The sequence below is a fragment of the Paenibacillus sp. EB106-05-06-XG162 genome, assembly GCF_058791655.1.
The window spans coordinates 29,838-43,206 of sequence record NZ_JBYTDT010000029.1; the positions used below are offsets into that span (position 1 = coordinate 29,838).

Consider the following 13,369-nt stretch of genomic DNA (forward strand, 5'->3'; position numbering starts at 1 on the left):
TCCAACTTCATTCGAGAACAAGAAGGGGCGATCCCTGGTCTATCTCTTAGACCAAGGATCGCCCCTTTCGCTTGTTCATCATGAGCTGATTATTCGTGCAGAGCATCTAAGGCGTGATCCAATCGATATACCCCGCCTGCTTCGACATCCAGCGACACCTTCTTACCTCCATACTGCACCGTGATGTTCCCTGCGGCATATGCGTAAATCGTCGTACGAACCAGTTGGTGCTCTTGCCATTCGATATCGACTTCCGCATTTCCCCTTGCCCGGAGTCCCGTCACCGTTCCCGATCCCCACACCCTCGGCAATGCCGGCAGTACATGAATGCTTCCCGTCTGACTCTGCAGCAGCATCTCGGCGATGGCGGCTGTTCCGCCGAAGTTCCCGTCAATGACGAAGATATTCGTCTCCGCGCCTGCAATGCCTGGAATTGAATACGACAGCAAATTCTCGAAGCATAAGCCCCCAATGAGATGGGAGACGTGTCTGTACGCATTCTCCCCGTCCTGTAGCCGTGCAAAATAGAGCCCGAAGAGCGCTGCCGTAAATTCAATATCCTCCAGCTCATCCTGCGCCATTCGCCGCTCCAGGCTGACTCTAGCTGCTTCGCTGAGTTCAGGCGTCCCTTCCGGGGTTATCTGATGAGCCGGGTACAACGCCATCAGGTGCGAGAGATGCCGATGCTCCGGCTGCGCTTCTTCATAATCCTCCAGCCATTCTTGCAGCTGGCCGTTCTTACCGATTTGCAGCGGCGGCAGGAGCGCGATTGCCTCCCTTAACTGCTTTTGGAGGGCAAGGTCACTCTGCAACCGATCCGCCGCATCCAGACAGAAGGTGAACAATTCGCGTACGAGCACTTGGTCCAGCGTCGATCCCATAGACAGCTGCTGCACGCCTTGCCTCCGATCATCGCTGTAGAAGTGATTCTCCGGTGAATTCGAAGGTCCCGTGACGAGCCAAGCATGCTTCGGATGGACCGTCATATAATCCAAGAAAAATTCGGCCGCTTCCTTCAAGACGGGATAAGCACGCTGCGCTAGAAAATCTTGATCCAAGCTATAGGCATAACGCTCCATCAAATGCGTTGCAATCCATAATCCGCCCGTCACGTTGAGCCCCCAAGACGTCTCCCAGCCCGGAGCCGTGAATCCCCAACCATTGGAGAAGACATGCGCTACCCAGCCTTCGCTGCCGTAGAAATCGCGAGCTGCTGCGCGTCCTGCCTGCGATAACGCTTCGATATAACGCATTAATGGCTGATGGCATTCCCCAAGATTCGTCACTTCCGCCGGATAGTAGTTCATCTCCGTATTAATATCCAGATGATAGTCGCAGCTCCATCCCATCCGGCAGGCTTCCCCATCGTTCCAGATGCCCTGCAGGTGCAATGGCAGCGGCGAGTCCTCCCGCGAACCGGCGATCATCAAGTAACGGCCGTATTGCAGAAATAACGCGAACAGTTCGGGGTCATCAGCTTGTCCCGTCTTCAATAACCGCAGACGTTCGTCCGTCGGGAGACTTGGATGCTCTGACTCGCCAAGCTGAATCGTAACTCTGTCATAGAGACGGCGATAATCTTTGATATGATCGACCCGCAATGCGTCATATCCACTCGCGATTGCGCGTTCGATCTGTTTCGGGCTAGCTTGCTTCCACGCTCCGCCCTCGGCACGATAGTCCGTGTTCACCGCCAAGTAGATCCAAGCCTCATCGGCGCCCGTGACGACGAGCTGCCCCGCTTCTTCGTGCAACGTGCCGCCAGACGTGATCACCTTGATAAGTCCTTCACTCCAGACACCGCATGTCCCATTACTGTGGACTTGCTCCGTTGCCTGGCATCGGAAGGCGATGGTATCCTCGTTCACGATCTCTGCTGCGAATGATGCGGTTCGTCCTGCAACACCAAGCTGGAAGGAAATGCTCCCGGATTCTTCTCCCCAAAGACGTGCTGCAACAATATGATCCGCATGGGTTGCGAACACCTCACGCATGATCTTCTTACCATTTACGTTGTAGGACGCTTGGTACATCGCCTGCTCTAACTGCAGCTCTCGGCTGAACTGTTCCGCCTTGCCCGATGCTGCGAACCGGAACAATACATCCATGAGCGGCAGGTTCGTGCCGTAATTCTGCTTCCTTGGTTGCAGCATCTGCTTCGCCAATCGATCTCCTGCCGCATAGTCGCCTGCAAAAAAATGCTCCCGCATCGCCTGCAAATCAGCTTTTCCATTCGACTCACTTACCGCTGGCTCGGATTGGCCCGACCAGAACGTCACTTCGTTCACACTCCAGGTCTCCGCATCGGTGCCTCCATAAATCACCGCGCCGATTCTTCCGTTGCCGATCGGAAGTCCTTGCGACCACTCCGTGCCAGGGTGGTTATACCACAGTTTCATTCCACTCATGTCTCATTCTCCTTCTCATTCATGATCTGATGTAGCTAGTGAAAAGGCGGCTCCGATCATCCGGAACCGCCTTGCTCATGCTTGCATGCTACGGACGATTCCATGGATTCGCCGTATAGACCGTAAATAGCAAATCTCGCTGCTCTTCATTTGTCCATGTCTGGCCGCCGTCCAGCGACAATCGAGCCATTCCTTTCGCATACGGATTGTCATCACGATATGCGAAGCCGTAGTTGTTATCCGTACTTTCCGTATATGTGGATCGAGGAGATTTCAAGATGAGGCCATATTTCTTCGTTACCTCCAGCCCCTTCAGTCTCGGATAAATCGAATATGGAGACACGGATCCCGGTATGTTATAAGGCGTGAGCGATGCGGAGAAGATCGTATCCACCGGATTATTTGCATCGTCCAAGATCACGAGATCGAAGTAATAAGCATCTTTGGGCACTGCATTGACATAGCTCTCATAGATGTAGATGTCCAGCTTCGGCAGGTCGGAATGCTCCAGCGTAAAGACCTGCATGCGCTCTACATTTGCCCGAATATCCGAATAGTAGTTGTACTCGCCCCCACTGCTGTCTTGATCGATACGCTGCCCACCCGCATCCAGTATATGATAAGCCTCGATTTCGTTAATCGAAGGCACGCCATAATTCGTCTTCAGTATCAACCGGATCTTAGACGTCGTTAAGGCCGGGAACGTCAGCTTCCGATGGTCGCCTACCGTAAACCCTTTCGTAATATCCTTGTAATTCGCGCCGTCCCAGTATTGCAGAGCATAGTTCGCAATTCGGAAATTCGTATCCCTAAACTCTTGGATGACGACCTGATTCAGCATCGTGTCCTGTCCGAAATCCACTTCAACCCATTGATCATTCACTTGTCCATCCGCGGCATTCCAACGTGTTGCTTCATTGCCATCCGTAATGCGCGCGGCATCATAACCTGGATCAGCCCAAGTGGAGGAGACTAGTACCGGCTTGCCCAGCGCTAGATTGACGGGTGTATCAGCCTCGACTGCCCCCTTGCCTTTCGTGATGCGCAAGATCGCGGTCCCTTTGGCCGGGAGCTTATATGTATAGCTGCCCTTTGCTGTTCCTTGTTGATCTCCGCTATATAATTCCGTAATGGCATAGTTGTGATTTGGCTTTAGTCCGAGATCTTCGAACTTCACCGTAATATTCTGTTCCTCCGACGTCCAATTCGACAGCCCGACGATCCGATTGTCTTCGGCATCGGTCGTATAAATAACGGATGGCGAATGCTCCTCTTGATGATAGAAATTGGTCATGCTCACCGGCTTTGCTGCTCTACCCTGCTTCACCAGCGCTAACAGCTCCTTGTTCTCCACCCATTTCCATCGGTCATCCGCGACAAACGGCAGATTATCGCCGAGCAGCCAATGTCCGCCACCGAGTGCTACCGTCGTCGCCAGGAGTTGCGCGTCCCGCTGGCTGTATTTGTGCCAGAAGCCCTGAATTACGTATTCCGGCAGGTACATATCCGGGTCGTTGTAGGCGTACAGCGTTCCATTCGTCCACCAGGAAGCAGCGCTGTTCATCGCTTGCCGCTCGATCCCCGAGTAGCTCGCTACGCCGAGTGATGTATCGCAAGCGGTACGTCGGCCATGGGCGAATGCGGCAGGCAGCAGCGGTGCGATCGACTCGTTAATGTAGATCGGGCGGTTCGCTGCGAGCACCGCATCGCGGATAATGCCGAGGCCGATGCGATAATTCTGCATGCCGTTGGCTGATGGGTCGTAGTGCTTGCCCTCATACATGCCCATATCGATGAAATCCAGCTTCAAATAGTCAAAGCCCCATGCAATATATTGTTGGGCGTTGCGCTTAATCACTTGCTGCGCGACAGGATGCGTTGCGTCCAGCGCGTAGGTATTCAAATAGGTCTTGATTAAATTGCCCTGCTCATCGCGCAGGCAGATATCCCGATGGGTCAAATTCGAGCCTTCCACCGGCAAGTCCAGCCATCCCTCATAAATCGTGAACGGGGTCGAATAGCCTCCGACCTTCAATCCCTTGGCGTGAACATAATCGGCGAACTTGGCCATCGCATCCTCGAACGGCATTCCGCCTTCAGGCTGGAATCCCCCATCCAAATTGAAGTATTGATAACCAAGCGGCTTCAAATGCTCTGCCACATAATCGACCATCGGATACATCGCTTCGGCGGTTGCGTAGCTGTCGTGCGAATAGAAGGTGTTGTACCCCATCGGCACTTCACCCTGCCATTCCATATGCGGTTCTCCCATGTTGTATACGCTTCCGTATTCCTCTAAGCCTTGTTGATAATCCTCATAAAACCCAAGGAAGAACTTGTCCGAAGCAACGGTCTTGCCGTGAATTGATCCGCCCCAGTTATACAAGGAGAACGCGGTTAACGCGCCATTCTTCGACGCCGCTTCCCCGAGCTTCTGGCTGCTCTTCCATTGCTTCACGGTCGCCGCGCCCGCAACGATGCCTTGCTTGTCCGTGTTATCGAACATCGATGCGACCCAATGGCTAATCCCATTGAACTTCTCCCATGTCAATTCCTCGCCATGGAAGCGGTCCGCGCCATTCTGACTGTGACCGAATTGATCGACGGGTGCTACCCCAAAGTCGAAGTTATTCGTATACGGCGTCGTGAAGATCCGCTTGTCCTTACCTGCGCCGATATCCAGGTTATCGGCTGTAATCGGTTCCAGGATCTCGACAGTTAGCTGATTGTCATCATGAACTTGCATATCGACAAGAATGTAAGATGACTTCGGATAGACGTAAAAGTTCACATCCATCGTTATGCCGGAAGCGAACGTATTGATCACCGTCAGCTTCTTCCCATGCTTCCCGTAAGCATCATTCTGAAGTGAACTCCACTCGGCGGTGCGGGTCACGGCATCTAATGAGCTTAATCGCTCTTCACGCTCCGCTAGCTTCACTTCCGAATGAAATCCTCTGACCATCGTCGTGCCAGACCACGAGAAATCGCCTGTACCCGTCGTAAGATCATAACTCAGTTCATATTTGCCGTTAGTGACTTTTACCTTCTTATTCTTGTTCGTGAAAAGAGCTTCAGATTGCGCACTTGCAGACTCCGCAGAACTCCATACAGGCCATAATGAACTGCCTAATACCATAATCAGGAGCATGGCCAAATACCTCGTTTGAATCCGATTGATCATCCTATTGCCTCCTCGAACTGTACTTACGTCCTATTGTAAGGAGCCATGTCCGAACGATCTATAACGCATAGTTACGTTTCATAGTTGAAAACGTCTTTCATAGATTTTTTTGCTCAACAATGCCCATGGAGGAAGCGATCCAATCCGGTAACCGGATCGACTTCGATCTTAGCTGCATCTAAGGAAAAGACCATTCCCCACTGCGGGAAATGGTCTTTTCAGCTTCAGATGAATTCGTCCGTCATGCCTTGCTTTGCGTAATTTTATAGATTTTAGACTCGGCAGGCTCCAAAGTTATTTGCAGCACCTTCGCCGTCTCTTGCTCCACGCCTTCCCATATATCCCAAACACAATAGGATTGATTCGACTCCAAGCCAACCCGCTCTAGCGATATCGACTTATGCGCGACTTCCTTGTCGCTGAAGTTGAACACCGCCAGATAGATGACGGATGAATCTTCTAATCGATCCAGCACGAAGACATCCGAAGCGCGATCTCCGAAATTCCCTTCGACCGGCCTGAACGTTCTACCTAACTGCGCAAGCCCGTTAATCTCGCGATTCCCAAGCCAGGCCTTCGCCCGCTCTGCGGCTTCCGGGTTGCGGTAATCATCGCCAAGAAGCAGTACCGTGCCGGCGATCACCGATGCCGTAAACCGGCTTCTCCCTTCATGCCATGACGTCGGCTCCTGGTTGCAGCTTCGGTAAATGGCCGCATGGTCGGGATCATTGTAGCGGTACAACGACTGATTCATCCACCAACCATGCGTGACGGAATTTAAGAGATACTCCGTATCTTGAATCGTCCCGAACACGTCACAGGAGATTCGCCGGCTATGCGCGTAGGCGTAAGGGAACATCGGCGCAATCGATAGATTAACAAAGATGTCTCGGCCTGCGGCTTCCGGTGACAGCTTCTTCGCTAGATGCGAGAGCCCGTAATTATAGGCGGCAATCCCAGTCGTAATCTCCGGATGGTAGTGCCTGCCTTCCAGCGCACCATGTGCCATGAAATCAAGCTTCACGTAGGAGAAGCCTTCGGCAATCATCTTCTGCGTGAACCAGTCGATTCGCGCAAGGGTTCCTGGATGCGTCGGATCGATCGCGAGCCCGCCTGCTATGTCCGCGACGACTTCCCCTGCATCATCCCTCAGCAGGATATCTGCATAGGTATACTGCCCATTCGTTCCTTCGACGGTGTCTTGGAATTGCGTCACGCTGCCCCAGAACGCAAAAGGCGTCCAGTAGGTTCCTGCTAAATGTCCATTGTTCCGGACTCTTCGCAGCGCATCCTCCATCTCCTCCTTGGTGAACCGATCCCAGAATGCGTCGAAATTGATATAGAGCGTCTGGTCATTCTCGAACCCTAGCGGCTGCACCTCATGTTTCAAGAAGTCGCTCGTTGAAGTATACAAGTCATAATCCAGATTGCTCATGGCCGCAGCCCAGCTATTCCATCCGAACGGTACACCGCCAGCCCAAGGCAGCGGAGCCGTAACGCATGTATTCGCCCATCCATACTCCTCGAGGCCATCCCGGTAATCCTCATAAAAGCCGACCAGCACAAGTGGAGATTCAATGCGCGTGCCGATCACATAACCGTGAGGCAGCACGTCTCGCGTCATTTCACCGGCCGCTCCGCCATAGAATTCAAGCTCATCGACCTGACCTGCGTGTTCCCCTTTGATTCGAATGCCTGATTTCCAGACATCATGCGTAATCGAACCGATGAGAAGCCCGTTCCGGCACGCGGGGCGGAACAAGACCGTCACCTCGTAGCTTTCCGTCTCCAGCGGGAACGGTCTTGCCGTATAACGCACCCACTTGTCATTGTCGTAAGGCACGCGGAGCACATGCAGCTCGTCTTGCGGCGAGGATGGCTGCGCTGCCGTCAACTTGTTCGTCTTCAAGACTGAAATGCGCCGAACCTGCGTCTCCTCTGTACTCGCGATAACAGCTTTCGTCAAGAAAAACGCATGATCCTCGTATACATAGAAATGCTGCTCCATCGTTGGAATCGTTGACGACTCATGCCGAATCGTCCAATGGATGCCTCGGCCGAACGCATCTTCAATCGCCTGGGGCTCAGCTTGAAGCACATGGCGGTCATAAAGCCCGGAATGATATTCCCGACCCTGCCAACGAAAGGCGCTGTATACCTCGCTAAGTTCAAAAAAACCTGGCCGCATACAAGCATATACTCCATGCGCCAAGTCGATCTCGACACGGATGCGCCCGTTATCCGCAACATAGACATTGTTCACTTCATTGCTCCAACTTACGGTATTCTCCTTGCTGCACTTCATGCCACTGTCTGCCTCCTTGTGTGTAGCTAGATTGAACCTATCTACGAACAGTATAAGAGAGGGATAGCATACACTCCATGCAACAATGTCTCGATTGATAGCGCAAAGCGCCGAAGTTATAGGAGGTATAATAACAGCTTGTGCGCTTTGACGAGCTTAAATGTGTTATAAATGATCCCATGCCTACAACGATCCAGATACGATCTTGCCTTGATACATCACGGCTGGGCGTTTCGATCTTCTAGCGATCGTCTCTGCCGAGCAGCTTGCCTCGACAAATACGATGCTCGCTTCATCACCCATTTTAGGCCATACTTGATAACCTTCTTCATCTAATGGGGTCTTGCCTCCAGTAATAAAATGTAGTGTTCGTGCCAAATCCAGCTCCGTTCTGCTTCCGAACCGTTCTGCCAATCGGCCGGCACGCTCAAGCACATCCCCGTTGCCAAAAGGAGACCACGAATCAAAAATATTATCGCAACCTACGGCTACCGGCACACGATGCTGGTGAAGAAAAGGAACCGGCGGCATCGTTCTGGCAAGCGGCACGCTTGTAATGATCGTCATACCATTCTCAGCTAATAGATAGGCGAGTTCATCTGCTTCTTGTCCTTCCATATCGCCTAGTGCAAATGCATGACTAATAGATACGCGTCCTTGCCATCCTGCTTGCTCCGTCAGCTGTGCCAGCCGTTTGATCGTATCTAACCCGATCCGTCCTCCGTCATGCAGATGCAGATCAATATCGGCATTTCCTTCGACAGCCAGCTCCATCATCTGATGCAGTGATTTTTCCATGTCTCCGTCTACATGATGCGGATCTACGCCTCCGACCAGGCCACAGCCCTGACGTACCGCAGCTTTGATGAGATCATAACATTGTGTCCGCAGGAGTCCGTGCTGAGGAAAAGCAACGATTTCATAAGACATTTTGCCATCGAATGCAGCGAACGCTTCTTGGATCGTCTCCAAGTGACGCAGTCCGACCTCGGGATAAATATCAACATGCGTGCGGACATGGGTTGACCCGGCTTGGAGTAGAACGTGAAGCAACGCCTCGGCACGTTCCTTCATCGTCGTTGCAAGCGTAGGAATCGTATTCTTCTCCATTTCGAATCGCTCAATAATGGAAGCAGCCGGTTGAACGGGGCGCCAGCGGTCGCCAAGCAGCGTCTTGTCTAGATGACAATGCTTCTCTATGAAGGACGGCAATGCGAGCAAGCCTTTCGCATCCTTCCGAGGCCCTTCATCATTAGGTAAAGGTTCTGTCGCAGGCAAGATGTTCGATATCTTTCCCGCTTGAATTTGCAAATGGTACAACTCCGTTTTCGTTCCTACGACGTTGCCCTCTTGAACGATGTGTCCATTTTCTAATCTCACATTGGTAAGCCAATACATCTCTTGCATGATTGTTGTCCCTCCATGGTTAGATTCGCTTTTTTTCACCTTGCGTAATCCCAGCCTCGTACCCTATTCGTGCGATGTGCGATAACTTTGACTACGAAGTCGTGTTAACGACACGAAGCAGCTCAGCACCAAGACGAAGGCACCGAATAGGTAAGGCAAATTGATATGAACATCGAATAGAATTCCTGCGAGCATCGGTCCGAAGATGGTGCCAAGACTCGTATAGGCGTTGTTCATACCCGCGACGAAACCTTGTTCATCCCCTGCTTCCCTGGACAGCATGCTGTTCATCATGGGCCGCAGAATATTGTTGAACGTAAAGAATAACATCGTCACGATCATGACATACAAGAAATTACCTGAGAAGATCAAACCGATTAATGTTACTGCGGACAACATGAGCATGGCTGCAATGACCCGTTTCTCCCCGAATCGACGGGCGATTCGTTCTGTAAGCACAAGTTGGTTGACGGTAGCGATTAACGAACATACGGTCAGCAGGATCGATATGTCACGTGTCGTGAATCCGTAGCTCTGCACGACGAAGAGTGGGAATATCGCTTCAAAATGGGTCAAGCCGAAGGAAATCGCAAAAACAATAAGTAATAAAATGAAATAGCGTGAGTGAATGGATCGGCCAATTTGCTGAAAGACATTCTCCTTCGCTTGCTGGCGCAACCGGCGAATGTCTGGCGTTAACGATTCTGGCAGCATCCGCAGACTACAAATCATGGCGATCAGTCCGACCAGCGCAGAAGCATAAAATGGCGCCTTGATGCCTAGCTCAGACAGTAATCCGCCCACCCCGGGTCCGATGATGAATCCCGATGTCATGGATGCCCCTAACCAAGACATCGCCTTACTGCGCTCTTGATCCGGCGTAATGTCTGCAACGTACGCGATAATGGCTGGAATAAGCGCTGCTGAACCGATTCCGCCAATCAATCTTGAGACGAACAATAAGGATAGATCGCCAGCTAAGGCGGCTAATAGATTCGAGAAAGCAAATAGAATCAACCCTATAATTATCATAGGTTTTCGCCCGCGTTGATCTGACAAATTGCCTGCAACCGGCGAGAACAGAAATTGGGTTAGTCCAAAACAGGAAACCAAGTATCCAGCCGCTTGTCCACCTGCCTGAAACGATGTAAGGAGCTCGGGGAGAATGGGAATAACGAGACCCATACTTAAATTTGCGAGAAACATATTGAGTAGTAATAGTGGGAATGCTGACTTCGATACCATGATGAGAGCTCCTTCCTTCTAATGCCAAGTCCATGCTAACATACATCCGAACGGTATGGGAAATATGTAAAAGCTTTAAGAAACGAATGTTTTTCATATACTAGATGCGTGAAACAAAAACTGCCGCAAATGCGACAGTTTTTGGTTTCTATTCGTTTACAACCGTAAGCATCTAAGTCTGACGCCCGATCAAATGAGAAACGGCTAGCGCCATTAAAGATATTTTACAGTGGCTCGGTGCGTTTCTGTATTTTGTTCAAGATCATGTCTTTACTGCTTTTACAATCAGAAACAACCAGAGGCGTATTAACTCATAACCAGGAATAGCCTCAACCAATCTGTTCTCAACAACACCCGCCCATGCAAAACTGCCCTTTAGCTTAATAAAAACAAGGAGCCAGCTGCCGTAGCAAACTGCTCCTCGCCCTGTTCAACTAACGTGTCCCGTTAGCGTAACGATATTCTTCATTTTTGATCGTGTACTTGAACCGTAATACTGTCAAAAAGTTTTTCACCGATATAAGCATCTAATCTCCAAAGACCAGGTGATGGTAATGTCATTTGTGAAGGAGTGTGTTCGTCAGCTCCATTATTAGGTCCACCTAATGCTAAGGCTTCAATTACAGTGATTTTATCTCCTGTTTCTTTGCTAATACCCATTACTTTTAATGAACCTTGTAGTTCTTCAGGTTTTCCCCAGAAGTGCCACATATATTTTTGTTTTTTATTCGGGTAAAAACGGACTACTTCACCATCATCATAAATAAACCCCAATTTTCCTTCTTGTCCAATCATCGTATAGGCACCTGATTTAAACAGATGGCTGACTTTCCAATCCTTGTTCTCGGGAATAGGTTTTTCTGCTGAGCATCCTGCCAGTAACAACAATACTGCCATCAATACAATTTTAGGATAAATCATTTCAACTAATCTCCTTTCGAATCATTTACTTAATCTTACCATTTATGGTTTCGAAGAGGAGATTTATTTTAGTATTTGTTAAACTAACCTGCCCAATAGCTTAATAAAACAAGGAGCAGCTGCCGCGGCAATCTACTCCTTGTTTCGTTTACTAACGTGTCCCTTTAGTTCAATCGAATAGGTGCTTACTGAAATCTACAAGTTCTTTGATTTGACGAAGCACATTGTCTTTAAGCACCACAATATCATAGATAACGAAATAAGGACTGGATTAACGTATTTGTTCACCAGGGCTTGGAAGCAAGAGACACACCACCTTAAGTTGATACAACCATACACAAAAACAGTGAGGCCTTCCCCGACTGAAAGTCGGGGAAGGCCTCACGTTTTACTTTTCAGTGGACTCTCAAAAGATGGTCTCTTTTTTCACGCTTACACTCCGTTGGTTCACCAAGACTTGTCTCTTAATTCCACTCTTTTCCGTGTTCACGAATAAATCGAAGTTCCTCTTGATAGTGATCATAATGTCCCTCGTCGATCATTTTTTGAAACGCCATATCGCCTTCTTTGGCTTTCCTTTGCATAGTTTTACATAATCCTTCTACTCGTAGCAATACCATCTCTAAAAACCCTTTATCTATTCCCTCCATACCATAGGAATCAAAAAACAATTTAACCCTTTGTTTGATTCGCTCAGCATCCTTTAACGAATCATAATAAATGGCTTCGCCTGCTTCCGTATGATAAAGCCTACTTAAAGGAACGCAAGTGTAAAGCGTATAGGCGATATCCCAAAGTCTTGGACCAGGAGCAGCCAAATCATAATCAATCACACCTACTGGTTCTTCGCGATTAAAAATAATATTATAGATGGCAAAATCATTATGGCACATCACCTCAAATGGCTGCGGGGTGTTATCAATGGGTTGCCAACGTTCTTCCATTGGAAAATCACTCACCGCATCATGATAGAGACGAAGCATTTTTGCGATCTCTTTTAAAGACTCATCCGACCACATGTATTTTTTTAACGGATAATTGCCAGCTTCTCCTTCGATAAAGGATAAGATCTCTCTCCCTTTTTCATCAATACCTAGAAACTTTGGCACGCCATGTAGGCCTTTGCTTTCAAGGTGCTTTAACAATGTATGAATTTTAACACTATCAGGCTTTAATTCTCGTCGAACCGTATCTCCCAAACGATATACACTGGAGACATTCCCTCCAGTTAGTGCTTCTTCTTTTTCGTACTGGCTTTTCATTAAAATTCCCCCAATTTCGGGACTCTATGATTGTGTCAATAGAGATGTATTTTTTCCCATAAATAAAAGTAGATATACAAAGGTATCTGCTCGGCAATGGGAAATTAATTGTCCACACCATGTATCTCTTGAATGATTTAAGATAGACAAATAAACGCATCCTTAAGAACCAAGGACCGCCACTGTCTCTATCCAATTAAATAATCATTTCAAGGTATTCCACATAAGTATAGATTCCCCTCTCTTTACATCTCTAAATTAGATATTACCAGGGGCTACCAACTAAGAAAAGACTATTATTTTGCTATTTAGTTGAAAAAATCAAAAAAGACCGCTCAAAAACATCATTATCTTGGTCGCAGCTGACTCTTAGACCTGCACGAGGATAACGAATAACCCATTTTTTCAAAACCTCACATAACTTAGTTTTCAAGTATTCTGCCCGTTAGTTTAATCTCTAACCCGACAACAACTTTATTCCACTAAACCCAAAGAAGCCGCGATTTACGTGGCACTTAATGAGATACCGACATATGCATTAAACTGCCTATTTGCTGAGAAAAGGCACCCATCAAGAATCCGGATGCCTTAAAATGTTTGGGGGGGGGGGGGGGCATCAGTTCACGACGCCGTATTT

The 13,369-nt window shown here is 49.1% G+C and carries 7 protein-coding genes; all 7 read right to left on the reverse strand.

Annotation, left to right across the window (positions count from 1 at the left end):
* Window positions 1–89: 89 nt before the first annotated feature.
* A complete protein-coding gene (locus tag AC3WU2_RS30180) occupies window positions 90–2,408 on the reverse strand; it encodes a glycoside hydrolase family 95 protein (protein WP_492458525.1) in 2,319 nt (772 codons plus the stop codon).
* 88 nt (window positions 2,409–2,496) lie between these two features.
* On the reverse strand, window positions 2,497–5,592 hold the full coding sequence (locus AC3WU2_RS30185) for a discoidin domain-containing protein (protein WP_492458526.1): 3,096 nt from the start codon (window positions 5,590–5,592) through the stop codon (window positions 2,497–2,499).
* Between the two features lie 241 nt (window positions 5,593–5,833).
* Window positions 5,834–7,897, reverse strand: coding sequence for an alpha-galactosidase (locus tag AC3WU2_RS30190; RefSeq protein ID WP_492458527.1), 2,064 nt, complete (start codon window positions 7,895–7,897; stop codon window positions 5,834–5,836).
* A gap of 183 nt (window positions 7,898–8,080) precedes the next feature.
* On the reverse strand, window positions 8,081–9,304 hold the full coding sequence (locus AC3WU2_RS30195) for an amidohydrolase (protein ID WP_492458528.1): 1,224 nt from the start codon (window positions 9,302–9,304) through the stop codon (window positions 8,081–8,083).
* Window positions 9,305–9,367: 63 nt separating this feature from the next.
* The gene (locus AC3WU2_RS30200; RefSeq protein ID WP_492458529.1) at window positions 9,368–10,549 is read right to left on the reverse strand and encodes an MFS transporter; all 1,182 of its coding nucleotides are present in this window, start codon (window positions 10,547–10,549) and stop codon (window positions 9,368–9,370) included.
* Window positions 10,550–11,014: 465 nt separating this feature from the next.
* Entirely contained in the window at window positions 11,015–11,470 is a 456-nt protein-coding gene (locus AC3WU2_RS30205; RefSeq protein ID WP_492458530.1) for a DUF4871 domain-containing protein, read from the reverse strand.
* Window positions 11,471–11,934: 464 nt separating this feature from the next.
* A complete protein-coding gene (locus tag AC3WU2_RS30210) occupies window positions 11,935–12,732 on the reverse strand; it encodes a phosphotransferase (RefSeq protein WP_492458531.1) in 798 nt (265 codons plus the stop codon).
* Window positions 12,733–13,369 lie beyond the last annotated feature (637 nt).

Coding starts and splice junctions, on each gene's coding strand:
- AC3WU2_RS30180 (WP_492458525.1), bottom strand. CDS start 2,408: ATGAGTGGAATGAAACTGTGGTATAACCACCCTGGCACGGAGTGGTCG.
- AC3WU2_RS30185 (WP_492458526.1), bottom strand. CDS start 5,592: ATGATCAATCGGATTCAAACGAGGTATTTGGCCATGCTCCTGATTATG.
- AC3WU2_RS30190 (WP_492458527.1), bottom strand. CDS start 7,897: ATGAAGTGCAGCAAGGAGAATACCGTAAGTTGGAGCAATGAAGTGAAC.
- AC3WU2_RS30195 (WP_492458528.1), bottom strand. CDS start 9,304: ATGCAAGAGATGTATTGGCTTACCAATGTGAGATTAGAAAATGGACAC.
- AC3WU2_RS30200 (WP_492458529.1), bottom strand. CDS start 10,549: ATGGTATCGAAGTCAGCATTCCCACTATTACTACTCAATATGTTTCTC.
- AC3WU2_RS30205 (WP_492458530.1), bottom strand. CDS start 11,470: ATGATTTATCCTAAAATTGTATTGATGGCAGTATTGTTGTTACTGGCA.
- AC3WU2_RS30210 (WP_492458531.1), bottom strand. CDS start 12,732: ATGAAAAGCCAGTACGAAAAAGAAGAAGCACTAACTGGAGGGAATGTC.